At 71.2% G+C, this 24584-nt stretch carries 18 protein-coding genes and 4 pseudogenes; 13 read left to right on the forward strand and 9 right to left on the reverse strand.

Annotated elements, in window-relative coordinates:
• Positions 1-12: 12 nt before the first annotated feature.
• The 3 genes from AAFF41_RS18870 to AAFF41_RS18880 all read right to left on the reverse strand — a co-directional run bounded on the left by AAFF41_RS18870 (position 13) and on the right by AAFF41_RS18880 (position 4353).
• Positions 13-1701: a thiamine pyrophosphate-binding protein gene (locus tag AAFF41_RS18870; RefSeq protein ID WP_319747923.1), complete on the reverse strand. Its 1689-nt coding sequence runs from the start codon at positions 1699-1701 to the stop codon at positions 13-15.
• Positions 1698-2702 (reverse strand): agmatinase, encoded by a 1005-nt coding sequence (speB, locus tag AAFF41_RS18875; RefSeq protein ID WP_060901913.1) that lies wholly within the window; start codon positions 2700-2702, stop codon positions 1698-1700. Before speB ends, AAFF41_RS18870 begins: the two co-directional genes overlap by 4 nt.
• Positions 2703-2886: 184 nt before the next feature.
• Positions 2887-4353 carry a sodium:solute symporter family protein gene (locus AAFF41_RS18880; protein ID WP_319747921.1) on the reverse strand — a complete coding sequence of 489 codons (1467 nt, stop codon included), beginning with the start codon at positions 4351-4353 and terminating at the stop codon, positions 2887-2889.
• Between the two features lie 203 nt (positions 4354-4556).
• Between AAFF41_RS18880 and AAFF41_RS18885 the strand changes: the two genes are divergently transcribed.
• The 5 genes from AAFF41_RS18885 (at position 4557) to AAFF41_RS18905 (ending at position 10763) form a co-directional block, all read left to right on the forward strand.
• Positions 4557-6116, forward strand: coding sequence for a PucR family transcriptional regulator ligand-binding domain-containing protein (locus tag AAFF41_RS18885; RefSeq protein ID WP_319747919.1), 1560 nt, complete (start codon positions 4557-4559; stop codon positions 6114-6116).
• Positions 6117-6206: 90 nt separating this feature from the next.
• A complete protein-coding gene (locus tag AAFF41_RS18890) occupies positions 6207-6995 on the forward strand; it encodes a phosphatase (protein WP_343324280.1) in 789 nt (262 codons plus the stop codon).
• A gap of 309 nt (positions 6996-7304) precedes the next feature.
• Positions 7305-7670, forward strand: a complete 366-nt coding sequence (locus tag AAFF41_RS18895) for a hypothetical protein (protein WP_319747915.1) — start codon at positions 7305-7307, stop codon at positions 7668-7670.
• A gap of 94 nt (positions 7671-7764) precedes the next feature.
• Positions 7765-8475 carry an ABC transporter ATP-binding protein gene (locus AAFF41_RS18900; protein ID WP_229888821.1) on the forward strand — a complete coding sequence of 237 codons (711 nt, stop codon included), beginning with the start codon at positions 7765-7767 and terminating at the stop codon, positions 8473-8475.
• Positions 8472-10763, forward strand: coding sequence for an FtsX-like permease family protein (locus AAFF41_RS18905; RefSeq protein WP_343324281.1), 2292 nt, complete (start codon positions 8472-8474; stop codon positions 10761-10763). Before AAFF41_RS18900 ends, AAFF41_RS18905 begins: the two co-directional genes overlap by 4 nt.
• 16 nt (positions 10764-10779) lie before the next feature.
• Here the strand turns inward: AAFF41_RS18905 and AAFF41_RS18910 are convergent, their stop codons facing one another.
• The 4 genes from AAFF41_RS18910 to AAFF41_RS18925 form a co-directional block, all read right to left on the reverse strand.
• Positions 10780-11769 carry a cation diffusion facilitator family transporter gene (locus AAFF41_RS18910; RefSeq protein ID WP_388411866.1) on the reverse strand — a complete coding sequence of 330 codons (990 nt, stop codon included), beginning with the start codon at positions 11767-11769 and terminating at the stop codon, positions 10780-10782.
• Between the two features lie 52 nt (positions 11770-11821).
• Positions 11822-12694 (reverse strand): acyl-CoA thioesterase II, encoded by an 873-nt coding sequence (gene tesB, locus AAFF41_RS18915; protein WP_319747911.1) that lies wholly within the window; start codon positions 12692-12694, stop codon positions 11822-11824.
• Between the two features lie 46 nt (positions 12695-12740).
• Positions 12741-13898: an acyl-CoA dehydrogenase family protein gene (locus AAFF41_RS18920; protein ID WP_319747908.1), complete on the reverse strand. Its 1158-nt coding sequence runs from the start codon at positions 13896-13898 to the stop codon at positions 12741-12743.
• A 695-nt stretch (positions 13899-14593) separates the two neighbouring features.
• Positions 14594-15196: an SACE_7040 family transcriptional regulator gene (locus AAFF41_RS18925; protein ID WP_054232883.1), complete on the reverse strand. Its 603-nt coding sequence runs from the start codon at positions 15194-15196 to the stop codon at positions 14594-14596.
• 98 nt (positions 15197-15294) lie between these two features.
• Here AAFF41_RS18925 and AAFF41_RS18930 point away from each other — a divergent pair, with 98 nt between their 5' ends.
• The 4 genes and pseudogenes from AAFF41_RS18930 (at position 15295) to AAFF41_RS18945 (ending at position 21008) form a co-directional block, all read left to right on the forward strand.
• Positions 15295-16911, forward strand: coding sequence for a carboxyl transferase domain-containing protein (locus tag AAFF41_RS18930; RefSeq protein WP_319747904.1), 1617 nt, complete (start codon positions 15295-15297; stop codon positions 16909-16911).
• Between the two features lie 14 nt (positions 16912-16925).
• Positions 16926-18884, forward strand: coding sequence for an acetyl-CoA carboxylase biotin carboxylase subunit (locus tag AAFF41_RS18935; RefSeq protein WP_343324283.1), 1959 nt, complete (start codon positions 16926-16928; stop codon positions 18882-18884).
• Positions 18881-19837, forward strand: a complete 957-nt coding sequence (locus AAFF41_RS18940) for a hydroxymethylglutaryl-CoA lyase (RefSeq protein ID WP_319747899.1) — start codon at positions 18881-18883, stop codon at positions 19835-19837. Before AAFF41_RS18935 ends, AAFF41_RS18940 begins: the two co-directional genes overlap by 4 nt.
• Before the next feature lie 11 nt (positions 19838-19848).
• Positions 19849-21008, forward strand: a pseudogene (locus AAFF41_RS18945) (acyl-CoA dehydrogenase family protein).
• A gap of 10 nt (positions 21009-21018) precedes the next feature.
• Here AAFF41_RS18945 and AAFF41_RS18950 read toward each other — a convergent pair.
• Positions 21019-21504 carry an ATP-binding protein gene (locus tag AAFF41_RS18950; protein ID WP_319747897.1) on the reverse strand — a complete coding sequence of 162 codons (486 nt, stop codon included), beginning with the start codon at positions 21502-21504 and terminating at the stop codon, positions 21019-21021.
• A gap of 154 nt (positions 21505-21658) precedes the next feature.
• Here AAFF41_RS18950 and AAFF41_RS18955 point away from each other — a divergent pair.
• The 3 genes and pseudogenes from AAFF41_RS18955 to AAFF41_RS18965 form a co-directional block, all read left to right on the forward strand.
• A pseudogene (locus AAFF41_RS18955) lies at positions 21659-22462 on the forward strand (helix-turn-helix domain-containing protein); the annotation flags it as partial.
• A gap of 23 nt (positions 22463-22485) precedes the next feature.
• Entirely contained in the window at positions 22486-22674 is a 189-nt protein-coding gene (locus AAFF41_RS18960; protein WP_343324284.1) for a DUF397 domain-containing protein, read from the forward strand.
• 153 nt (positions 22675-22827) lie between these two features.
• Positions 22828-23490: a DUF4232 domain-containing protein gene (locus AAFF41_RS18965; RefSeq protein ID WP_319747894.1), complete on the forward strand. Its 663-nt coding sequence runs from the start codon at positions 22828-22830 to the stop codon at positions 23488-23490.
• A gap of 332 nt (positions 23491-23822) precedes the next feature.
• Here AAFF41_RS18965 and AAFF41_RS18970 read toward each other — a convergent pair.
• A pseudogene (locus AAFF41_RS18970) lies at positions 23823-24179 on the reverse strand (transposase); the annotation flags it as partial.
• Positions 24180-24193: 14 nt separating this feature from the next.
• Here AAFF41_RS18970 and AAFF41_RS18975 point away from each other — a divergent pair.
• A pseudogene (locus tag AAFF41_RS18975) lies at positions 24194-24559 on the forward strand (tannase/feruloyl esterase family alpha/beta hydrolase); the annotation flags it as partial.
• Positions 24560-24584 lie beyond the last annotated feature (25 nt).

Below are 24584 nucleotides of genomic sequence, written 5' to 3' on the forward strand. Positions count from 1 at the left end.
TCGACCGTGCCGTCAGCTCCCGAGATGGGTCGGCGCGAACATCCGCAGCACCGCCGGGAGCAGCACCACGGACGGGCCGGGGCTCGCGAAGGCCTTCGCCAGGTCCTCCTCCAGTGTCTCGGGGGTCGTACGGACCCCCGGGACACCGAAGGACTCGGCCAGCGCCACGTAGTCGGGGCGGGTCAGCTCCGTCGCCGTGGCCTGGCCGAAGGCGCCGGTCATGTACTCGCGCAGGATGCCGTAGCCGCCGTCGTCGACGATGAGCCAGGTGACGTTCAGGTCGTACTGCCTCGCGGTGGCGAGTTCGGCGATCGAATACAACGCGCCGCCGTCACCGGAGACCGCGAGGACCGGACGGGTGGGATCGGCCGCCGCCGCGCCGAGGGCCGCCGGGAAGCCGTAGCCGAGGCCGCCCGCGCCCTGGGCGGAGTGCATGGTGTTCTTTCCGCGCGGGTCGAAGGCGGACCACGCCCAGTACGCCAGGATGGTCATGTCCCAGAAGGACGGGGAGGTGGACGGGAGGGCCCGGCGGACGGACGCCAGCACCTCCTGTTCCAGGGTGAGTTCCTGTGCGGCGATGCGCTCCCCCACCCGGTCGAGCAGCGTGCGGACGCGGTCCGCCGCCGTCGGGTCGGGGCGCTCCTCGACGGTCTCCAGGAGCGCGGAGAGCGCGAGCCTGGCGTCCGCGTGGATACCGATCGCCGGGTGGTTGGACTCCAGCTTGCCGAGGTCGGCCTCGATCTGGACGACCCGGCCGCGGGGCTTGAACGTGTGGTAGTTCGAGGACAGTTCACCGAGGCCGGAGCCGACGACCAGCAGGACGTCCGCGTCTTCCAGGAAGTCCGTGGTGTGCCGGTCCTCCAGCCAGGACTGGAGCGAGAGCGGGTGGGTCCAGGGGAAGGCGCCCTTGCCGCCGAAGGTGGTGACGACCGGCGCGTTCAGCTTCTCCGCCAGCGCCTTCAGCTTGCCGGACGCGTCCGACCGTACGACCCCGCCGCCCGCGATGATCGCGGGGCGGGCCGCCGAGGACAGCAGGTGGGCGGCCAGCGCCGTCAGTTCGGGGCGCGGGACGACGTCCTCCGGGGTCGCGTCCATCGCGGTGACCTGCGGCAGGTGGGTCTCGGCGAGCAGGACGTCCTGCGGGATCTCCACCCAGACCGGGCCGTGCGGGACGGTCAGCGCCGACTCCCAGGCCGCCGCGATCGCGGAGGGGATCTGCGACTGCGTACGGACCGTGTGGACGGACTTGACGACACCCCTGAACGACGCCTGCTGGTCGGGGAGTTCGTGCAGATAGCCGTGACGTCCACCGCCCAGTCCCGCGGTGGGGACCTGGCTGCTGATGGCGAGGACGGGGGCGGAGGCCGCGGCGGCCTCCTGGAGCGCGGCCAGGGAGGTCAGCGCACCCGGGCCGGTGGAGAGCAGCAGGGGCGCGGCCTCACCCGTGATGCGGCCGTACGCGTCGGCCGCGAACCCCGCGTTGTTCTCCACCCGCAGGCCGATGTACTGCAACGAGGAGCGGCGCAGGGCGTCGAACATGCCGAGCGCGTGCTGGCCGGGCAGGCCGAAGACGGTGGTGGCGCCGAGACCGGAGAGGGTCTCCACGACCAGGTCTCCGCCGTTGCGGCCGGGGGGCGGATTCAGCGCGGCCTCCGTCTGCGCCGCCGACGGACGGAGCACCAGGTCGTGGTCGTGAGTCACTTGTTCCCGGCCTCCTGAGCCCTGGCCGCCGCGATCTGGCGGGACATGATCGTCGTCAGTTCGTACGCCGTGTGGGACGCGGCCACCGCCGTGATCTCGGCGTGGTCGTAGGCGGGCGCGACCTCGACCACGTCCGCGGAGACCAGGTTGCAGGAGGACAGTCCGCGCAGGATCTCCAGCAGCTCGCGGGAGGTCATGCCGCCGGCCTCCGGGGTGCCCGTGCCGGGGGCGTGCGCCGGGTCGAGGCAGTCGATGTCGATGGAGATGTACAGCGGGCGGTCGCCGATGCGCTGGCGCAGCTGGTCGGCGACCTCGTCGGCGCCTCGGCGGTAGATGTCCGCCGAGGTGACGATGCCGAAGCCCATCTTCTCGTCGTCGGTGAGGTCCTGCTTGCCGTACAGCGGGCCGCGGGTGCCGACGTGGGAGAGGGCCTCCGTGTCCAGGATCCCCTCCTCCACCGCCCGGCGGAACGGGGTGCCGTGCGTGTACTCGGCGCCGAAGTAGGTGTCCCAGGTGTCGAGGTGCGCGTCGAAGTGGAGCAGGGCCACCGGGCCGTGCTTCTTGGCCACGGAGCGCAGGAGCGGGAGCGCGATGGTGTGGTCGCCGCCCAGCGTCATCAGGCGGGCGCCCGTGCCGAGCAGCTCGTCGGCCGCGGCCTCGACCGTCTCCACGGCCTCGTTGATGTTGAACGGGTTCGCCGCGATGTCACCGGCGTCGGCGACCTGGGCGAGGGCGAAGGGGGAGGCGTCCTGCGCCGGGTTGTACGGGCGCAGCAGGCGGGAGGCCTCGCGGATGGCGTTGCCGCCGAAGCGGGCGCCGGGTCGGTAGGAGACCCCGGAGTCGAAGGGCACGCCGACCACGGCGACGTCGGCGCGGCCGACCTCGTCGAGGCGCGGCAGCCGGGCGAAGGTCGCGGGGCCCGCGTACCGCGGGACGCGGGACGAGTCGACGGGGCCGCGTGGCTGGCTGTCGCCTGCTGCCGGGTACTCGGTGCTGCTCATCGTCGGACTCCTCCAGGTGGTACGGGTGATACGTGGTGCGAGTGGTGAGTGGTGCGGTGTGGTGCGTGGTGCGGGTGGTGCGTCTTCCAGTGTCGCGGACCCCGCTGACCGGGGTGCCGCCCGGCCCGGTCGCCGTGCGGCGGCCGGGCCGAAGCTCTTCGGGGGCTGGGGTGACGTACGGCGGCTAGGCGACCACGGCCGCCGGCTCGGCCTCGGCCTCGGCATCCGCGCCGCGCCCGGCCAGCCGCTCGCGCCAGGCGGCCAGGACCGCCGGGTCGGTCGCGGGTGTGGCCAGGGAGACGATCACGTAGGCGACCAGCGAGGACAGCAGCCCGTAGTAGACGGGCTCGTTCGCAAGGATGCCGTACGTCGCCATCAGTCCGACGACCGCGAGCCCGCCGACGACGACGGAGGCGAGCGCGCCGTGCACGGTCCCGCGCTTCCACAGCAGTCCGCCGAGGATCGGGACGAGCAGACCACCCACGAGCAGGTTGTACGCGACGGTCAGCGCCTCGACGACGTTGTTGAGGGCGATGGCGGTACAGATCACGGCGATGCCCATGACGAGGATGAAGACCCGGTTCCCCTTGACCTCGTCGTGGTCGTCCCCTCGGGGCCTTACGGCTCCGCGCAGCTTGGCCCAGATGTCGTTGTTGGCGACGGTGGCGCAGGCGATGAGGGCACCGGAGGACGTGGACATCACGGCGGCGAGGGCGGCGGCGAGCACCAGGCCCCGTACGCCGACCGGAAGCTCGTCCTTGACGATGGTCGCGAAGGCGGTGTCGGCGCTGGGCAGCGTCGGGTAGAGCACCTTCGCCGCCGTGCCGATGACGGCGCCGGCGAGGGCGTACACCAGGCAGTAGGTGCCGGCGACGGTGCCGCCCCACTTGGCGGTCGTGTCGCTGCGGGCGGTGAACACGCGCTGCCAGATGTCCTGGCCGATGAGCATGCCGAAGGTGTAGATCAGCACGTAGGTGAAGATCGTCTCGCCGCCGATGCCCAGCGGGTCGAAGTACTCCGTGGGCAGCTTGGCCTTCATCTCGCTGAACCCACCGGCCTTGATCACCGCGATGGGGAGCAGGAGCAGCAGCACGCCGACGGTCTTCACGACGAACTGCACCATGTCGGTGAGGGTGATCGACCACATGCCGCCGAGCGTGGAGTACGCGACGACGATCGAGCCGCCGATGATGATGGCGAGCGTCCGGTTCATGTCGAACAGGACGTCGAAGATGGTGGCGTACGCGATGGTCGAGGTGACCGCGAGCATCAGGGTGTACGCCCACATGACGACACCGGAGATGACGCCGGCCCGGCCGCCGTAGCGGAGGTCGAGCATCTCGGAGACGGTGTAGACCTTCAGGCGGGCGATGCGGGCGGAGAAGAAGACGGAGAGCGCGAGGAGCCCGAGGCCGATGGCGAACACCATCCAGGCGCCGGAGAGCCCGTACTGGTATCCGAGTCCGACGCCGCCGATGGTGGACGCGCCGCCGAGGACGATCGCGGCCATGGTCCCGGAGTACATCGCGGGGCCCAGGCGCCGTCCGGCCACCAGGAACTCACTCTTCGACTTGGCGCGGCGCATGCCCCACCAGCCCATGGCCAGCATGCCGGCCAGATAGACGACGATCACTGTGTAGTCGACGGCCATAGGGGGCCCTCCTTCGCGCACTCATCGGTGGCGTGTCGTGCAGATGGACGTGGGGACGCGGGCCGGGCGAGCGATACCCGGCCGGGAGTCCGGCAGCTGGTCGCGGGGACATACGCCCGTACCCGCGGCTGCCGACGGCACTGACCTTAGGTGGCCGGAAGATGACTCTGAAGTGTACGTTTCATCCATCACAGCCGATCACGATGGAGGGAACGTCCACCGTGCCGGACACATCCGCCACATCCGTCACATCAGCCCCGCCGGTCCCTCCCACCCCACCGGTGCCGCTGTCCGCCCTCCTGGCCCGGGAGGACCTCGGCCTGCGCCACATCGCGGGCCCCGACGAACAGGACACGGTGATCCACTGGGCGCACACGTCGGAGATGGCGGACCCGTACCCGTATCTGCTGGGCGGTGAGCTGCTGCTGACCGCCGGGGTGCACATCCCGGAGGCGGCGGGCTCGGGCACCTACTTCGACGACTACGTCTCCCGGATCGTGGCGGCGGGCGGCGCGGCGCTCGGCTTCGGCCTGGCGCCGGTGCACGACACGGTGCCGCGCGCCCTGGTCGCGGCCTGCGACACCTACGGCCTGCCCCTGCTGGAGGTCCCGCCCCAGACCACCTTCTCGGGCGTGGCCCGCGCGGTGTGGCAGCTGATGGCGCAGGCCCGGCTGGCGGAGCTGCGGCGGGTCACGGAGGCCCAGCAGAGCCTGGCGGCGGCCGCCGCGCGCCCGGACCCGGTGGCGGCGGTACTGCGGCAGCTGGCCCAGCGGGTGGGCGGCTGGGCGGTGCTGTACGGCCCGGAGGGCGCGGAACTGGCCCGCGCGGGAAGAACACCGGAGGACGGTCCCGTGGTCGCACTCGGCGCCCTGGCCGCCGTCGTACGCCCCGGGCCGACCCGTCCCGCGGTCCCCCAGGGCCCCACTCCGCCCCCCACCCCCACTCCCACCCCCTCCTCCGCCACCGACACCGTGGGCGGCACCCACCTGGCCGCGTACGCCCTCGGCGGCGGGCGGGGCTTCGTCCTGGGGGTCGCGGCGTCGCGCCGGGACCCCGGGGACCACACCATCGCCTCCGTCGCGGCCGTCCTCCTCTCCCTCCTCACCGGCGAGCAGCAGAGCGGGAGCGGCTCGGCGCGCTCGGCGGCGCTCGTACGACTCCTGCTGGGCGCCGTGCCCGAGGACGTGGCCCCACTGCTCGGCGGGGACCGGTGGACCGTCGTGCACGCCCGCCCCGCGGCGGACGGCCCGACGCCGGACGCCGTCGCCGCGTCCGCGCTGGGGGCGGCCCTGGGCTCCGCGCTCATCGACACCGGGGGGAGTGTCGTACGCGTCCTCGTCCCCGGCGACCGCGAGCCGGCCGCGCAGAAGGGCTGGATCTGCGGGGTCAGCGCGGCGGTCGGCCCGCACGAGTGGGCGTCCGCCGACGGGCAGGCGGCCCGCGCCCTGGCCCGGGCCCGGGCGACCCGCACGCCCCTCGTCCGCCACGGCGAGCGGCCCGCCCTGGCGGACCTCGTGCCGCCGGACGACGCCGCGGCCCACGCGCGCGCCCTCCTCGCCCCCATCGCCGCCACCCCGGCCCTCACCGAGACCCTCCGCACCTGGCTCTCCCTGCACGGCAGTTGGGACCGCACGGCCGTCGCCCTGTCCGTCCACCGCAACACCGTCCGCCAACGCATCGCACGGTGTGCGGCGTTGCTGGAGGCGGACCTCGACGACGCGGACGTACGGATGGAGTTGTGGTTCGCACTGAGGGAATCGTGAGAACCCCGAAAACACACCCCCCGCGTGACCCACATCCCACGGTTCAGGACAACCGCCCTCCCGGCGGAGCACCCCGGCACAATGGGTGGCATGCCGATATCCGGGACCCCCAGCCGCGCCGAGCTCGTCGACCATCTCGTGAAGACCCGTATCGCGGGCGACGTCGCCACGCCCCGCGAGAACAACCTCTCCCACTACCGCAAGCTCGCCAACGGCGACCGCAACTTCTGGCTCGGCCTGGAACTCGGCGACCGCTGGACCGACGAGCAGGACGTGCTCGCCGTGATGGCGGAGCGGTGCGGTGTGAACGACGACCCGGAGTACCGCTACGGCCAGGACACCATCGACCCCGAGCTGACCGTCGACGCCCTGGACCGGATGGCGGCGCGGCTGCGCAAGGCGGCGGACGGTGAGCAGCGGGTGCTGTTCGCGACCGGCCACCCCGGCGGCCTGCTCGACGTGCACCGTGCCACCGCCGCCGCGTTGCGCGGCGCCGGCTGCGAGATCGTCGTCATTCCGGACGGACTGCAGACGGACGAGGGGTACGTCATGCAGTTCGCGGACGTGGCGGTGCTGGAGCACGGGGCCACGCTGTGGCACACGCACTCGGGCGAGCCGATGCGCGCGATCCTCAAGGGCCTGGAGGGCGCGGGCCACCCCCTGCCCGACCTGGTCGTCGCGGACCACGGCTGGGCCGGCTGCGCGGGCCAGCTCGGCATCGACTCGGTCGGCTACGCCGACTGCAACGACCCGGCCCTCTTCCTCGCCGAGTCGGAGGGCACGGTCCAGGTGACGGTCCCCCTCGACGACCACGTCACAAGCCCTCGGTTCTACGACCCGCTGACGGCGTATCTGCTGACTTCCGCCGGTCTGATCTGAGCCATTCCGGACATCCGGAGATCATTTCCAGGTCAAATAAGCGGCAATAAATCGGCAAACGACCACCAAGCGACGGCAAGATCATCGTAAATACCCCGCACGCCAAAACGTCACAGAGGTGACAGAACACCAACTCCCCACCCACACCCGCTGGTTCACCGTTGCTACGTTTCGCCGCGGCCTTGGCATGACCACCCGGGCCCCACCAGGCCCCTGACCTGACCAGCCAGGGCTCACAACAGAACACAAAAACGGGAGAACACAGTGCGGAAGCTGGCAGTAGGCGCCCTCGCAGCGGGCCTTTTCGCCATGGGGGCAGGATCCGCGATCGCCGCCTCGTGGCACACCGTCCCCAGGCTCACCACCGGTGGCGCGGAGTTCAATTCCGGCCAGTACACCTTCTGGCCCTCGGGCACGAAGCACGGTGGCTTCGAGTGGAAGGGCAACCTCAAGGACGCCGACAACGGCGACGGCCACAACGTCTACATGCAGGTGCGCATCGAGGGCTACGACTGGAACCGCTACAACGGCACCCAGAAGAAGTCCGTTCCGCTCGACTACGTCAACTGGAGCGGCGACGAGCTGTACACGCAGGACGCGTACATACGCGTGTGCCGGGACCGGGGCTCCCTGCACCCGGACAACTGCTCGGTGACCAAGCACTACAGCCGGTAGACCCGGCACTGGCCAGGTAGACCAGGCACTGCCGGGCCAGGCAGCGAACTCGCTTGACCCGGGCCCAGGTTGCACACCTGGGCCCGATCGCTTCTTGGGGGAAGCCATCAGTACGTCAGAGATCCTCAGTACGTCAGCGATCCTCTCCGCCACGGGAGTCGACCTCTCCTACGGCAATCAACTCGCCGTGCGTGACGCCCACTTCTCCGTCGCCCCCGGCGAGGTCGCCGCCGTCACCGGACAGAGCGGTTCCGGCAAGTCCTCGCTCCTGTACTGCCTGGCCGGGGTGCTTCCCGCCCAGCGCGGGCAGGTGCGTTTCGAAGGACGGTCGCTCGGTGACCTCGGCGACGAAGAGATCAGCGCACTGCGCCGCGAACGCTTCGGATTCGTCTTCCAGTACGGCGAGTTGCTGCCGGAGCTGACCATCGAGGAGAACACCGCTCTGCCGCTGCGCCTCGCCGGGCAGCGCAAGCAGCCCGCCCTCGCCGCCGCGGGAGCCGTCCTCGAACGGCTCGGGCTCGGCGAGCTGCGCGGCCGCCGCCCCTCCCAGGTCTCCGGCGGCCAGAGCCAGCGCGTCGCCGTCGCGCGGGCCCTGGTCCACCGCCCCGCCGTCGTCTTCGCGGACGAGCCGACCGGCTCCCTGGACAGCGCCAACGCCTCCGCCGTCCTCAAGGAGTTCCTCGACCTGGCCCGCTCCCAGGGCACCGCGGTCGTCCTGGTGACGCACGACCCCGCGGTCGCGGCACAGGCCGACAGCCACTACACGATGTCCGACGGCGTCCTCACCCCCCGGAGCGCGGCGTGAGGGAGTTCCTGCTCGGACTGCGGCTGCTGCTCGGCGCCGGTCGCGGCAACCGCGTACGTTTTCTGCTGATGGCGGCCGGCGGCTCCCTCGGCGTGTGCTGCCTGGCCCTGGTTCTCACCATCCCGGCGATCCTCGACGCCCACGACGGAAGGGCCGCCGCCCGGGCCCTGCGGACCTCCGCCGCCCGCACGACGAGCGCGCCCCTCGTCCTGGAACGCTCGGACCCGCACGGCTCCAAGGCGTTCACCCGCATCTTCGTCGCTCCCGGCACCGCGAAGGACACGGCGGCAGCGGCTCCTCCGGGGCTGCCCCGGCTCCCCGCCCCCGGCGAGGTGTTCGTCTCCCCCCGCGTCCACGACCTGCTGCGTGCCGAACCCGCCCTCAAAGGGCTGCTCCCGGGCACCGAGAAAGGCCTGATCGGCGGCGCGGGCCTCACCGACCCCGACGAGCTGTACGCGTACGTCGGCACCACCCGCGCCGAACTGGCCCACAAAGGACGGGCGTTGACCGGCTTCGACCTCGGCTACGCGCCGACCCCCGCCGTCGACCCCTCCACCCTCACCATCCTCCGCTTCGCCCTCGCCACCCTGGTCCTGCTCCCCCTGGGCGTCTTCCTCTCCGTCTGCGCCCGGCTCTCCGCCGCCAGCCGCACCCGGCGTCTCGCCGCCCTGCGGCTGCTGGGCCTGAGCGCCAAGGGCACCCAGCGTGTGAACGCCGCGGAGACCGTCGTCGCGGCCCTGTTCGGCGCGCTGCTCGGGCTCGGCGAGTACTGGGTCCTCAACCAGGTGATGTCCAGGACCGGGCTGCCCGACCTGAAGTGGTACCCGGCGGACGGCGCCCTGTCCGCGTCCACGATCGCCATCTGCCTGCTCGGCTGCCCGGCGCTCGCCTGGTTCGTCGGCCGGGCGAGTGCGCGCACCGCGGCCGCCAACCCGCTGGCCGCACGCCGCACCGCCGTCCCGCGCCCCCCGTCGAAGTGGGGCGGCCTGCTGCTCGTCACCGGCCTGGGCATCGTCAGCGGCTACTGCGTGACCGGCCTCACCGCCCACCCGGCCTCCAGCGACGGTCCCTCCGCGTTGCTCGTCCCGGCGGGCGTCCTGCTGACCGGCGCCGGCCTCGTACTGACCCTGCCGCTCCTCACGTACGCCCTCGCCCGGGGCCTCGCCGACCGGACCCGCTCCCTGACCCTGAACCTGGCGATGCGCCGCAACGAGGTGGAGCCCGGCAGTACCATGCGGGTCGTCACCGGCCTCGTCCTGCTCGTCTACGCCGCCTCCCTCGCCCAGGGCATCCTGATCGAGGAGAACCAGGTCACCCGGCCGGACAGCCCCGCGCAGGACTACTCGATCGCACTGTCCGGCCTCACCGACCGCCAGCAGCACGACCTCGCCTCGGTGCCGGGTGTCCGCGCGCACGCGCTGACGATGGACTCCTGGACCGACCCGCGCTACTCCGGCTCCGCCGTCCAGTCACGGGCGACCGCCCTCGTCGCCACCTGCGCCCAACTGACGGAACTGGTACGGCACTCAGAGGGCTGTGTGGACGGACGGGTGCTGCGGCTCACCGATCCCGACACGGCCGCGGACCCGGGCGTGCGCGCCGGGGCCACCTTCCCCTACCGCTTCCAGCAGAGTGGCCGGCAGAAGACCTTGTCGATCACCCTGCCGTCCGCCGCGATCGCCTATCGCGCGTACGACCCCTCGGCGGTCGGAGGTGCCGCCGTCCTCGTCCCGCCGTCCGCGCTGCAGGCCGACGCGCGCCCGGCCTCGGCGCAGTACGTGCTGACCAGCGATTCGCAGCCCGACACCGTCCGCCGCGTGCTGGACGGCATCGGAGCCGTGGCACCGACCGCCGACATCAACCCGATCGGCGTCAACATCGACGGGCTGCAGCAGATCGCCGTCATCGAGACGCTGCTGGCACTCGGCATGGTCATGGGTCTGGCCATCGGCATCGCGGCGTTCCTGGTCTCCGTGACGGACCGGGCCGTGGAGCGCCGCGCGCACATCACCGCGCTCTCCCTGATCGGGGCCCGTGCGAGAACCCTGCGAGCCGTGCAGTGCGCCCAGGTCGTCCTGCCGCTGGGCATCGGCCTGGCTCTGGCACTCGTGGCGGGCAAACTGGCCGAGTCCAGCTATCTCGTCACCGGCGGCGGTGCGGTGTTCTGGGACGGTGCCGGCCTCGCGCCGCTCGCTGTCGTCGCCGTGGGCGCGGTGGCGGTGGCCGCGCTCGGCACGCTCCCGCTGATCGGCCGCCGCGTGAACCCGGAGTTGATCCGCCGTGACTGAGCACCCCGGGGCACCCTCACGGCCAAGGGTTCAGGCCCTCTTGGCGGCGTTGGGCGTAGCCCGGTGTCGGGTCGAGGTAGACCCGGCTCACCACGGGGAACGCCTCTCGTAGTCGGGCCTCCGCCTGTTCGCAGGCCCATTCGATCTGGGCGGCGGTCGAGACGTCCCTGAAGTCGACCTTGGCCGCGACCAGCGCCTCGCGCGGTCCCTGTACGAGGGTCGTGAGCTCCAGCACGGCCTCGACGTGCTCCACGGCGAGCAGTTCGGCCCGGATCCGCTCCCGCACCGGTTGGGGGAGCGGGCGGCCGATCAGCAGCTCGGCGTTGGAGCGGCCGAGGACCCAGGCGACGTACAGGAGAAGGAGACCGATGCAGAGAGAGGCTATGCCGTCCCAGACTCCGGATCCGGTGAGCTGTCCGCCGAGCAGGCCGCCCGCCGCGAGGACGAGGCCGATCAGGGCGGCCGAGTCCTCCAGGACCACGGCCTTCACTGCGGTGTCCGGGGTGTACCGGAGGTAGCGCTTGAAGGGTGCCCCCACGCGTTCCGCCTCCCCGCGCGCCTGGCGTACGCCGGTGCGCAGCGAGTAGCTCTCCAGCAGGAAGGCGACCGCGAGCACGATGTACGAGACCAGGGGGTCGCCCGGCTCCTCGCCCGCGACAAGGGTGTGGATGCCGTCGTAGAGGGAGAACACCGCGCCGCCGACGAAGGTGGCGACGGCGGCGAGCATCGCCCAGATGTAGCGCTCGGGGCCGTAGCCGAGCGGGTGGTCCTCGTCGGCCGGTTTCTCGCTGCGCTTCAACGCGGTGAGCAGCAGCAGTTCGGTGACCGTGTCGGCCACCGAGTGCGCGGCCTCGGACAGCATCGCGCTCGATCCGCTGATGACTCCCGCGACCGCCTTGGCCACCGCGATCCCGAGATTGGCGAGGGCGGCGACGATCACCGTGATGGTGCTCTCGCCGCCGCCGTCGTCGTCCTGCCGTCCGGCGCCCGCTTCAGTCATGGCCATGCCCCAGTCTTACCGGGCCGGCCCCCGTCAGTCTCACCGGGCGGGCCCGGTCCTACCGGGGGATGCGGACCACGCCCTCCTGGATCACCGAGATGGCGAGCCGTCCGTCCTGGGTGTAGATGCGGGCCTGGCCGAGGCCGCGGCCTCCGGAGGCGGACGGCGACTCCTGGTCGTACAGCAGCCATTCGTCGGCGCGGAAGGGGCGGTGGAACCACATCGCGTGGTCCAGCGAGGCCCCGACGACGTCCCCGGTCACCCAGCCGCCGCGCCCGTGCGCGAGCAGGATCGAGTCGAGGAGCGTCATGTCGGAGACGTAGGTGGCGAGGACGACATGGAGGAGGGGATCGTCGGCCAGTTTGCCGTTGGTGCGGAACCACACCTGGGAGTGTGGTTCGCGGATCTCGCCGACCGTGCCGTACGGAGGTGCGTCGACGTAGCGCAGGTCGACGGACTCGCGCGCTTCGAGGAGCCGTTCGACGACGACCGGGTCGTTGATGACATCGGCGTACAGCGGCAGCAGTTCGGCGGCCGTGGGCAGCGTCTCCGGGTCGGGCGCGGGCGGCATCGCGGCCTGGTGCTCCATGCCCTCCTCGTACGTCTGGAAGGACGCGGAGAGGTGGAAGATCGGCTGCCCGTGCTGGATGGCGACGACGCGGCGGGTGGTGAAGGAGCGCCCGTCGCGGATGCGGTCCACCGTGTACACGATGGGTGCGCCGGGGTCCCCCGGACGCAGGAAGTACGCGTGCAGGGAGTGCGCGTGCCGGTCCTCGGGGACCGTGCGCCCGGCGGCCACCAGGGCCTGCGCCGCCACCTGCCCGCCGAAGACCCGCGGGACGACGGCGGAGCGGGACTGGCCGCGGAAGATGTCCTGCTCGATCCGCTCCAGGTCGAGCAGATCGAGCAGGGACTCAAGTGCCTGACTCATGCGTCAGTTGTATCGTGCGGTTGTTTCCGGTGATCTTTCGCGGGCCTTACAGGCCCATGTCCTTCGCGATGATCGACTTCATGATCTCGCTGGTGCCGCCGTAGATACGGTTGACGCGGTTGTCCGCGTACAGGCGGGCGATCGGGTACTCGTTCATGAAGCCGTAGCCGCCGTGCAGCTGGAGGCAGCGGTCGATGACGCGGTGCGCGACCTCGGTGCAGAACAGCTTGGCGCTGGCGGCCTCGGCGGGGGTGAGCTCACCCGCGTCGAGGGCTTCGAGCGCGCGGTCGACGACGGCCTCGGCGGCGTCCACCTCGGCCTGGCAGGCGGCCAGCTCGAACTTGGTGTTCTGGAAGTGCGCGACCGGCTTGCCGAAGACGGTGCGCTCCTGCACGTACTCCTTGGCGAACCGGACGGCGGCCTTGGCCTGCGCGTAGGCGCCGAAGGCGATGCCCCAGCGCTCGGAGGCGAGGTTGTGGCCGAGGTAGTAGAAGCCCTTGTTCTCCTCGCCGAGCAGGTCCTCGACCGGGACCTTCACATCGACGAACGCCAGCTCGGCGGTGTCGGAGGTCTTCAGGCCGAGCTTGTCGAGCTTGCGGCCGACGGAGTAACCCTCGGACTTGGTGTCGACGGCGAAGAGGGAGATGCCGAAGCGGCGGTCCTCGGCGGTCGGCGCGGAGGTGCGGGCGCAGACGATGACGCGGTCGGCGTGCACGCCACCGGTGATGAAGGTCTTGGCGCCGTTGAGGACGTAGTGCGTGCCGTCCTCGGAGAGCTTCGCGGTGGTCTTCATGCCCGCGAGGTCGGAGCCGGTGCCCGGCTCGGTCATCGCGAGGGCCCACATCTCCTCGGCGGAGACGAACTTCGGCAGGAACCGCTTCTTCTGCTCGTCGGTGGCGAGCATCTTGATGTACGGCAGACCGAGCAGCACGTGCACACCGGAGCCGCCGAACTGGACACCCGCGCGGGCCGTCTCCTCGTACATCACGGCTTCGAACTTGTACGAGTCGATGCCCGCGCCGCCGTGCTCCTCGTCCACGCGGATGCCGAAGACGCCGAGCTCGGCGAGCTTGTAGTAGAAGTCGCGCGGCGCCTGGCCCGCGGCGAACCACTCGTCGTAGACGGGAACGACCTCGGCCTCTATGAAGGCCCGCAGGGTCTCCCGGAACGCCTCGTGGTCCTCGTTGAACACCGTACGGCGCACCGCCGGCCCTCTCTGCGCCTGAACCGGCGCCGCTCTCGCGGATGTGGTTGCTCGCCGCCGGGGTTGCGCAACGAATGGCTACGACCCCTTGGCTAAGCGCTTGCTCAGCACTCAGGTTACCCGTCGGTCACGACGACCGTCCAGAGTCATCGGCCGCCCTCCCCCATGACGCTCGTCACGCCCCACCCGGCCCGGTCGGCCCGCTCGGGCGAGAGCGCGCGAAGGTCGTCGACCTGTCCCACGATCACGGATCGGGGATCAACGCGCCCATGGACCCCACCACTTGGGCGGCATCGGGTCGGCCGGTGCCGAAGCCGGCTGATCGGGATGGAGGCCGAGCCTGCGCAGGGTGTCGGCGCGCACGCGGACGAGACCGCGCCGTGCCAGTGGCCGTCCGCCCGGACCCCGCACATGAGGTCGATCCGTACATCCCGTACGGCGAAGGGGTCCCAGTCGATGCCCCGGTCCCGCAGTCAAACCGCCATCAGCCGCCCCGGCCGCGGGCGACCGGGGACGTTCTCGAAGCGGAAGAGGGACACCCAGTCGGAAGCCTGTTCGCTCATGGCCATGTCTCCGTTCATGGCCGCCATCATGGCGCTGGGGGCAGAGCCGGCGCTCGCACAAAAACCCGTACGCACAAGAACCCGCATGTACAAGAGCCCGCAAGGACGAATTGCCCGGATCGAAGGCCCGGATCACAGAGCGGCGTCCCCGGCCGCCGCCGCGAAGGCGCCCCGCGCCATCCGGTGCAGCAGGGCCGCCGTCACGCCGCGCCCCGGCAGCGCCCCCGGCCGCCCGAGGTGGGGTGTCGAGTTCAGGAGGCCGAAGACCGAGTGCACCGCCGAGCGGGCGGTGGGCTCGGTGAGGGCCGGATACACCTCGCGGACGACCTCCACCCACAGCTCGACGTACTGCCGCTGCAACTGTCGCACGAGCTTGCGGTCACTGTCCCGCAGGCGGTCCAGCTCGCGGTCGTGCAGGGTGATCAGGGGGCGGTCGTCGAGCGCGAAGTCGATGTGCCCCTCGACCAGCGAGTCGAGGACCGCCTCCGCACCCCCGTCGGCCTCCGCCACCCGGCGCTTGCCGCCGGTGAGCAGCTGCCCGCTGATCCCCACCAGCAGCTCGGCGAGCATCGCGTCCTTGCCCGCGAAGTGCCGGTACAGACCGGGGCCGCTGATGCCGACCGCCGCTCCTATCTCGTCCACCCCGACACCGTGGAAGCCGCGCTCGGCGAAGAGCCGGGCAGCCTCCCGGAGGATCTGCTCGCGTCGGGTGGGGGCGTCGGTTCTCGTGGCCATGGAAGCAATTCTAGACAGGGGGGTTAGCGGTCGTTAACCTGGACGACATGCGTTAACGCTCATTAACTGGTGGACCACTGGTGAGGGGACCGCGGGACATGCACGAAGCACCGGAGCTGACGAGCGCGGCAGATCCCGCGTCGGAGGCCTGGCGGGCCAACGAGGCGGCCCATCGCGCCCTCGGCGAGGAGCTGCGCGCCAAGCTCACCGAGGCACGCCTCGGGGGCGGTGAGCGGGCCCGGGAGCGCCACACCGCGCGCGGGAAGCTGCTTCCGCGCGAGCGCGTGGACACGCTCCTCGACCCGGGCTCGCCCTTCCTGGAGCTGGCCCCGCTGGCCGCCCACGGGATGTACGACGGGCAGGCCCCGGCCGCGGGGGTGATCGCCGGGATCGGCAGGGTCAGCGGCCGCGAGTGCGTGATCGTCGCCAACGACGCCACCGTCAAGGGCGGCACGTACTACCCGATGACCGTGAAGAAGCACCTGCGCGCCCAGGAGGTGGCGCTCGAGAACCGCCTCCCCTGTGTCTATCTCGTCGACTCCGGAGGCGCCTTCCTGCCCATGCAGGACGAGGTCTTCCCGGACCGCGAGCACTTCGGGCGGATCTTCTACAACCAGGCGCGGATGTCGGGGGCGGGGATCCCGCAGATCGCCGCGGTCCTCGGGTCGTGCACGGCCGGCGGCGCGTATGTCCCGGCGATGAGCGACGAGGCCGTGATCGTGCGCAATCAGGGCACGATCTTCCTCGGCGGGCCCCCGTTGGTGAAGGCCGCCACCGGCGAGGTCGTCACCGCCGAGGAGCTGGGCGGCGGCGAGGTCCACGCGCGTGTGTCGGGCGTCACCGACCACCTCGCGGAGGACGACGCGCACGCGCTGCGGATCGTACGGAACATCGCGGCCACGCTCCCCGCGCGCGGGCCCCTCCCCTGGGCGGTCGAGCAGTCCGTCGAGCCCAAGGTGGATCCGTACGGGCTCTACGGCGCGGTGCCCGTCGACTCCCGCACCCCCTACGACGTACGCGAGGTCATCGCGCGCGTGGTGGACGGTTCGCGCTTCGCCGAGTTCAAGGCGGAGTTCGGGCAGACCCTGGTCACGGGCTTCGCCCGCATCCACGGTCACCCGGTCGGGATCGTCGCCAACAACGGCATCCTGTTCTCCGAGTCCGCCCAGAAGGGCGCCCACTTCATCGAGCTGTGCGACCAGCGCGGCATCCCCCTGGTGTTCCTGCAGAACATCTCGGGCTTCATGGTGGGGCGTCAGTACGAGGCCGGTGGCATCGCCAAGCACGGCGCCAAGATGGTCACGGCCGTCGCCTGCACCCGCGTGCCCAAGCTGACCGTGGTGATCGGCGGTTCGTACGGCGCGGGCAACTACTCGATGTGCGGCCGGGCGTACTCGCCGCGCTTCCTGTGGATGTGGCCCGGCGCCAAGATCTCCGTGATGGGCGGCGAGCAGGCCGCGTCCGTCCTCGCGACCGTCAAGCGCGACCAGCTGGAGGCGCGCGGGGACTCCTGGCCCGCCGAGGACGAGGACGCCTTCAAGGCCCCGATCCGCGCCCAGTACGAGCGGCAGGGCAGCGCCTACTACGCGACGGCCCGCCTCTGGGACGACGGCGTGATCGACCCGCTGGAGACCCGGCAGGTGCTGGGGCTCGCACTGACCGCCTGCTCCAACGCGCCACTGGGCGACCCCCAGTTCGGCGTCTTCCGGATGTGATGAGGGTGCCCGAGATGTTCGACACAGTCCTTGTGGCCAACCGGGGCGAGATCGCCGTACGCGTCATCCGCACCCTGCGCGCGCTCGGCGTGCGCTCGGTCGCCGTCTTCTCCGACGCGGACGCCGACGCCCGGCATGTGCGCGAGGCGGACACGGCGGTACGGATCGGTCCCGCGCCGGCCGCCGAGAGCTATCTGTCGGTGGAGCGGCTCCTCGAAGCCGCCGCTCGCACCGGGGCCCAGGCGGTGCACCCCGGGTACGGCTTCCTCGCCGAGAACGCCTCGTTCGCGCGCGCGTGCGCCGAGGCCGGGCTCGTCTTCATCGGCCCGCCCGCGGACGCGATCGCGCTGATGGGCGACAAGATCCGCGCCAAGGAGACGGTGAAGGCGGCCGGGGTCCCGGTCGTCCCCGGCTCGTCCGGCAGCGGCCTCACGGACGCTCAGCTGGCCGAGGCCGCACGGGAGATCGGCATGCCCGTGCTACTCAAGCCGTCGGCGGGCGGTGGCGGCAAGGGCATGCGGCTGGTGCGGGACGCGTCGGCGCTGGGCGAGGAGATCGCCGCCGCCCGCCGCGAGGCCCGCGCCTCCTTCGGCGACGACACCCTCCTCGTCGAGCGCTGGGTCGACCGCCCCCGGCACATCGAGATCCAGGTCCTGGCCGACGGCCACGGCAACGTCGTCCACCTGGGCGAGCGCGAGTGCTCCCTCCAGCGCCGCCACCAGAAGATCATCGAAGAGGCGCCGAGCGTGCTCCTCGACGCCGGCACCCGCGTCGCGATGGGCGAGGCGGCCGTCCAGGCGGCCCGCTCCTGCGGGTACGAGGGCGCGGGCACGGTCGAGTTCATCGTCCCCGGATCCGACCCGTCGTCGTACTACTTCATGGAGATGAACACCCGCCTCCAGGTGGAGCACCCGGTCACCGAACTGATCACGGGGCTCGACCTGGTGGAGTGGCAGCTGCGGGTCGCCGCGGGCGAGCGACTGCCGTACGGGCAGGAGGACATCACCCTCACCGGGCACGCGGTGGAGGCACGCATCTGCGCCGAGGACCCCGCACGCGGCTTCCTGCCGTCCGGCGGCACGGTGCTCGCCCTGCACGAACCCCAGGGCGACGGAGTGCGCACCGACTCGGGGCTGAGCGAGGGCACCGAGGTCGGTTCGCTCTACGACCCGATGCTGTCCAAGGTCATCGCGTACGGGCCGGACCGCGCGACCGCGCTGCGGAAGCTGCGCGCCGCCCTCGCGGAGACGGTCACGCTCGGCGTGCAGACCAACGCCGGTTTCCTGCGACGGCTGCTGGCCCATCCGGCCGTGGTGGCGGGGGACCTGGACACCGGGTTGGTGGAGCGGGAGGCGGAGGAACTGCTCGCCGGTTCCGGCGACGTACCGGAGGAGGTGTACGACGCCGCTGCCGCGGTACGGCTGTCGTCGCTGGCCCCGGCGGAGGACGGCTGGACCGACCCCTTCTCGGTGCCGAGTGGCTGGCGCCTGGGCGGCGAGCCCGCACCCGTGGTGTTCCACCTGCGCGCGCCGGGACTCGAACCCGTCGCTCACCGCCCACGAGGCACGGGCACCGTCACCCCCGGCCGGGTCTCCGTCACCCTCGACGGCGTACGCCACACCTTCCACCGGGCCGGCGACTGGCTCGGCCGCGAGGGTGACGCCTGGCACGTGCGCGACCACGACCCCGTGGCCGCCTCCCTCACCGGCGCGGCGCACGCCGGGGTGGACTCGCTCACCGCCCCCATGCCCGGCACGGTGACCGTCGTGAAGGTGGCCGTGGGCGACGAAGTGACCGCGGGACAGAGCCTGCTGGTGGTCGAGGCGATGAAGATGGAGCACGTCATCTCCGCCCCGCACGCCGGGACCGTCAGCGAGCTGGACGTCACTCCGGGCACCACGGTCGCCATGGACCAGGTGCTGGCCGTGATCACGCCGTACGAGGAGACGACACCGTCCGAGGAGACGACATGAGCACCCCCGAACTCGGCCTCCCGATGGTCGTACCGGCCCCGGACCTGCCCGCGCGGGTGCGGATCTACGAGGTCGGCGCGCGCGACGGGCTGCAGAACGAGAAGGCGACCGTGCCGACGGAGGTCAAGGCCGAGTTCGTCCGGCGCCTCGCGGACTCGGGCCTGACCACCATCGAGGCCACCAGCTTCGTCCACCCCAAGTGGGTGCCCCAGCTGGCGGACGCGGAGCAGCTGTTCCCGCTCGTGAGCGACCTGGGCAGGTCCTCGGGGGTCCACCTCCCGGTCCTCGTGCCCAACGAACGGGGTCTGGACCGGGCGCTGGCCCTCGGCGCCCGCCATGTCGCACTCTTCGCCAGCGCGACGGAGTCCTTCGCGAAGGCGAACCTCAACCGGACCGTCGACGAGTCCCTGGCCATGTTCGAGCCGGTGGTGTCCCGGGCCAAGGCGGACAAGGTACACGTCCGCAGCTACATCTCGATGTGTTTCGGTGACCCCTGGGAGGGGCCCGTCCCCATCCACCAGGTGGTACGCGTCTGCAGGGCCCTGATGGACATGGGCTGCGACGAGCTGAGCCTCGGCGACACGATCGGCGTGGCGACACCGGGTCATGTGCAGACCCTCCTCGCCGAGCTGAACGAGGAGGGCGTGCCGACCAGCGCGCTCGGCGTGCACTTCCACGACACCTACGGCCAGGCGCTCGCCAACACCCTGGCCGCCCTCCAGCACGGCGTCAGCACCGTCGACGCCTCCGCGGGAGGCCTCGGCGGCTGCCCCTACGCCAAGTCCGCCACCGGCAACCTCGCCACCGAAGACCTCGTATGGATGCTCCAGGGCCTCGGCATCGACACCGGTGTCGACCTCGCCCGCCTCACCGCCACCAGCGTGTGGATGGCCGAGCGACTGGGCCGACCCAGCCCGTCCCGCACGGTCAAAGCCCTCTCCCACAAGGAATGATCCCCATGTCCCTGGACCACCGCCTCTCCCCGAACTCGAAGAACTCCGCCGCACGGTCGAGGAGTTCGCCCACGACGTCGTGGCCCCGAAGATCGGCGACTTCTACGAGCGGCACGAGTTCCCGTACGAGATCGTGCGGGAGATGGGCCGCATGGGCCTGTTCGGACTGCCCTTCCCCGAGGAGTACGGCGGCATGGGCGGCGACTACCTCGCCCTCGGGATCGCCCTGGAGGAGCTCGCCCGGGTGGACTCCTCCGTCGCCATCACCCTGGAGGCGGGCGTCTCGCTCGGCGCGATGCCGATCCACCTCTTCGGCACGGAGGCCCAGAAGCGGGAGTGGCTCCCCCGTCTCTGCTCCGGCGAGATCCTCGGCGCCTTCGGCCTGACGGAGCCGGACGGCGGCTCGGACGCCGGCGCGACCCGCACGACCGCCCGTCTGGACCCGGACACGAACGAATGGGTCATCAACGGCAGCAAGTGCTTCATCACCAACTCCGGCACGGACATCACGGGCCTGGTCACGGTCACCGCGGTCACCGGTCGCACGTCCGACGGCAAGCCGCTGATCTCCGCGATCATCGTCCCGTCCGGCACCCCCGGCTTCACGGTCGCCGCCCCGTACTCGAAGGTCGGCTGGAACGCCTCCGACACCCGTGAGCTGTCCTTCGCCGACGTCCGCGTCCCGGCCGCGAACCTGCTCGGCGAGGAGGGCCGCGGCTACGCCCAGTTCCTACGCATCCTGGACGAGGGCCGCATCGCCATCGCGGCCCTGGCGACCGGGCTCGCGCAGGGCTGCGTCGACGAGTCGGTGAAGTACGCCAAGGAGCGGCACGCGTTCGGACGCCCGATCGGCGCGAACCAGGCCATCCAGTTCAAGATCGCCGACATGGAGATGAAGGCCCACATGGCCCGCGTCGGCTGGCGCGACGCCGCGTCCCGCCTCGTCGCGGGCGAGCCCTTCAAGAAGGAGGCGGCGGTCGCCAAGCTCTACTCCTCCACCATCGCCGTCGACAACGCCCGCGACGCCACCCAGGTCCACGGCGGCTACGGCTTCATGAACGAGTACCCGGTGGCCCGCATGTGGCGCGACTCCAAGATCCTGGAGATCGGCGAGGGCACGAGTGAGGTACAGCGGATGCTGATCGCGAGGGAGCTGGGGCTGACGGGCTGACGCCAGGCGTTCATACGCCGGTGGTGGCAATGGATTGCCGAGCCGCCGCCCCGTCACCGCCCACCTCGAACCACAGCAGCTTCCCAGCACCCCGCCCCAGGAGGTCGTCGCCGAGCGCCCAGCCGCCCCACGAGTCCGCGTACTCCTGCACGAGGAGCAGCCCGCGCCCACCGCCGGCGTCCGCCGGGACGGGAACGCCCCGGCTCCCGGGCGACTGCTCGAAGGGCGCCGGGATGTACGGGCTGCTGTCCCACACCCCCACCCGTAACCGCCCGTCTCCCAAGGCGGTCAGTCGCAGGGAGGCGGGACCTTTCGTAGGCCCGTACGCATTGGTGACCAACTCGGACGTCAACAACTCGACCACGTCGAGGACTTCGTGCAGGCCATGCCCGCCGAGCGCGGCCCGCACGGTCATACGTGCGACGCGTGCTGCGCGGGGGTCAGGGGGCAGTCGAAGGGCGTACGCCCAGGTATCGGGCGGGCATACGGTGACCATGAACATCTCCGGGAGGGAAGGGGCGTGGGCTCGCTCAATGTCGGCGCCGTGCGGCGCCAATGCCTGGGTTGGTGCGCTTCCGGCTTAGGGGCGCGGGCGGTTGGCGATACGGCTCTACGCTAGTGGAATCGGGGAGATACAGCGCCAGCGTCGGATGGGCGCCGAACTGCGCAAACTCCGCGAACGGGCAGGGCTGACCGTCACCGGCGCCGCCACGCTGCTCGGCGTCAACCAGGGCCGCGTCAGCATGATCGAGACCGGCCGCAGCTCGCTCAGCGCCGACCGCGTCCGCGCCCTGGCAGGCTTGTACGACTGCGGAGACGCGCAATTGGTAGACGCCCTGGCCGCAATGACCGGGCGGCGGATTCGCGGCTGGTGGGAGACATACCGCGAGCACCTGCCCGCCGCGTTGATCGACCTCGCCGAACTCGAACATCACGCCACCGGGCTGCGCGCGGCACTCATCGTCCACATCCCCGCCCTGCTGCAGACCACGGACCACGCACGCACCCTCTTCCAACAAGTGGCTCCACCCATGCGGCAGTACGAGATCGAGCACCGCCTCACGTTCCGCATCAAGCGGCAGGGCGTACTGCACCAAAAGAACCCGCCGTCATACTCGGCGATCATCCACGAGACAGCACTCCGCATGGGCTTCGGTGGCCCCGTCATCGCCCGCGGCCAGCTCAAGCACCTGATCGACATGAGCGAACTGCCCCACGTCACCCTCAAGGTGATCCCCTTCGGTACGGACGACTTCCCGACCACGGGTCAGTCGTTCGACTACGTCGAGGGGCCCGTCCCGCAGCTCGACACCGTTCAGCTGGGCTCACACCACGGTGCCTGCGACTTCCTCGACGCGGAGACACAGCTGGGTAAGTACCGTTCCGTGCTGGAACGTATGGAGTCCTGCGCCCTCAGCCCTGCCGAGTCACGCGACTTCATCCACCGCCTCATCCCAGACACGTGGGAGGGCCAACTGTGCGCACCATCCACTGGCAAAAGTCCACGTACAGCGGCGACGGCTCGAACTGCGTCTACGTCGCCGCCACTCCCACCGGAACAGTCCACCTCCGCGAAAGCGACGACCCGGAAACCATCCTCACGACCACACCCGCCGCCCTCGGCTCCCTGATACGGACCCTCAAGACGTCGACCGGCCCTCGCTAGGCGGACAGCCCCTGGCCGTGCGGGGGCGCCCCCACAACACCCGGAGATACGCGCGAACTTTTCCGCGCCGGCGTGCATCACACAGGGATGACGGGGCACACGGCGCCGTTCACACGCTCGTCTCGGGCTGTAAGTTTCAAGGAGCAAACAGACATGGCAACCTTCCTGACGGCACGACGTGTGATGTCCGCGCTCGGTGCAGTAGCCGCCCTGAGCCTGCTCACAGCCTGCAACGACGGTCAGGGCACCGCCAGCGCTCCGAAGACGGCATCCGGGTCGGGCCAGCAGGACTCCGGTGATGACTCGAGCACCGCCGACACCACGACGAACACGGGCGCCGCCTCCACCGGCACCGGTGCGTCGAAGGGCTCCGGCGGCACGTCGGTCTCCGGGGGCGGCGCCACGAGCACTCGCTGCACGGCCTCCCAACTGCGCGGGAACGTCGGCGAGAACAACCCGGGTGCCGGGCAGGAGAACTTCCCGCTTGTCGTGACCAACTTCTCCGGCCGCACGTGCACCATCGACGGCTACCCGGGCGTCGCCTTCGTGGACGGCTCCGGCAAGCAGCTGGGACCGGACCCCAAGCGCGGCTCCAGCAGCCCCACCAAGATCACGCTGGCGCCGGGCAAGAGCGCCTGGGCCGGACTGAGCTTCGGCAACCCCGAGGTCAGTGGGGCCCGCAAGGCCACGCCCACAGGGATCCTGATCACGCCGCCGGACGAAAAGGTCTCCGTGAAGGTGGACTGGACAGGCGGCCCGGTACCCGTCTCCTCCGCCGCGAACCTGACGACCTTCCAGGCGGGCACTGGCGCCTGACCCACTCCCACCCCACACGCCACTGCCGCAGAGCGACCGCTGTCCGCTCTGCGGCAGTAGGGTCTGTCATGGAAGCGCTGCTGTTGTCGCAGGACGCCAACCAACCCGCATGCAACAGGATGAGGGGGGTCGAACAAGGCAGCCGTACCATTACCGTCCCGGACGGCCCGACACCGCGCACGCGCCGTGGGCACAACCTGATGCCACATGCGCCGCAACAAGGCGAACGCGCGCCGCCTGTCACACCATCCATACACCAGCCCGCTAAGGGCTGTCCCGTAAATGATCTCTGAGTGGATGCGGATGGGCCGTCTCGACCGTGGGCCGTTCGCCTATCCGGCGAGGTTGAGGTTGCGCAGGCGGGCTATTCCGCTCACGGCGTGGTGGACGCCGTCGCCTTTGAGGCGGCAGTCGCGGAGGATATTCCAGGTCTTCATTCGGGCGAAGACGTGCTCGACACGGGCACGGACCCGCTTGTGCGAGCGGTTGTGCTCCTGCTTCCAGCCAGGTAGCTCCTCGCCCTGGGTGCGACGGTGCGGCATGATCAACCCGGTGCCTGGACAGCCACCATCAGCAGTCACGGTCGTCCGGCCGACCGCCGCTTTGGCCCCGGACTCCTCCCACGCCTTGCAGTCATTACGGTTGCCCGGCAGAGGCTGCCCGACCACGACGACCAGGCGGGTGTCGGCGTGCGGCCACGGAGAGCTTCGCCCGGCTGTTCCTGCTCCCCGGCGTCGCGCACTGCGGCGGCGGCCAGGGCCCGGACACCTTCGACGCGCTGACCGCGATGACCGACTGGGTCACCAAGGGCGAGGCCCCGAGCAGCCTGACGACCAGGTCCGTGAACAGCGGCGGGAGCACCACCGCCACCCGCCCCGTCTGTCCCTTCCGCTACGTCGCCGAGAACACCACGGGCGGCCCGGCGGACGACGCGGGCAGTTACACGCCCGTCAGGTCCACCGCCGAGGCCGACCTGGCGCTGAACCGGCTCGGTTCCTTCCGCTCCGGCTACGAGACCGCCGGCAACTGGGTGCACGGCGAGTGGGTGGTGTCCAAGGGCAAGGCCTGACCGCCCGTCGGCACACGGGCGGCCC

Source organism: Streptomyces mirabilis (assembly GCF_039503195.1).
Lineage (GTDB): Bacteria > Actinomycetota > Actinomycetes > Streptomycetales > Streptomycetaceae > Streptomyces > Streptomyces mirabilis_D.

What these genes read in the sequence shown, in the direction of transcription:
- speB (WP_060901913.1), bottom strand. Translation starts at nt 2,702, where the DNA reads ATGAGCAGCACCGAGTACCCGGCAGCAGGCGACAGCCAGCCACGCGGC.
- AAFF41_RS18880 (WP_319747921.1), bottom strand. Translation starts at nt 4,353, where the DNA reads ATGGCCGTCGACTACACAGTGATCGTCGTCTATCTGGCCGGCATGCTG.
- AAFF41_RS18885 (WP_319747919.1), top strand. Translation starts at nt 4,557, where the DNA reads ATGGAGGGAACGTCCACCGTGCCGGACACATCCGCCACATCCGTCACA.
- AAFF41_RS18890 (WP_343324280.1), top strand. Translation starts at nt 6,207, where the DNA reads ATGCCGATATCCGGGACCCCCAGCCGCGCCGAGCTCGTCGACCATCTC.
- AAFF41_RS18895 (WP_319747915.1), top strand. Translation starts at nt 7,305, where the DNA reads ATGGGGGCAGGATCCGCGATCGCCGCCTCGTGGCACACCGTCCCCAGG.
- AAFF41_RS18910 (WP_388411866.1), bottom strand. Translation starts at nt 11,769, where the DNA reads ATGGCCATGACTGAAGCGGGCGCCGGACGGCAGGACGACGACGGCGGC.
- tesB (WP_319747911.1), bottom strand. Translation starts at nt 12,694, where the DNA reads ATGAGTCAGGCACTTGAGTCCCTGCTCGATCTGCTCGACCTGGAGCGG.
- AAFF41_RS18925 (WP_054232883.1), bottom strand. Translation starts at nt 15,196, where the DNA reads ATGGCCACGAGAACCGACGCCCCCACCCGACGCGAGCAGATCCTCCGG.
- AAFF41_RS18930 (WP_319747904.1), top strand. Translation starts at nt 15,295, where the DNA reads ATGCACGAAGCACCGGAGCTGACGAGCGCGGCAGATCCCGCGTCGGAG.
- AAFF41_RS18935 (WP_343324283.1), top strand. Translation starts at nt 16,926, where the DNA reads ATGTTCGACACAGTCCTTGTGGCCAACCGGGGCGAGATCGCCGTACGC.
- AAFF41_RS18940 (WP_319747899.1), top strand. Translation starts at nt 18,881, where the DNA reads ATGAGCACCCCCGAACTCGGCCTCCCGATGGTCGTACCGGCCCCGGAC.
- AAFF41_RS18950 (WP_319747897.1), bottom strand. Translation starts at nt 21,504, where the DNA reads ATGGTCACCGTATGCCCGCCCGATACCTGGGCGTACGCCCTTCGACTG.
- AAFF41_RS18965 (WP_319747894.1), top strand. Translation starts at nt 22,828, where the DNA reads ATGGCAACCTTCCTGACGGCACGACGTGTGATGTCCGCGCTCGGTGCA.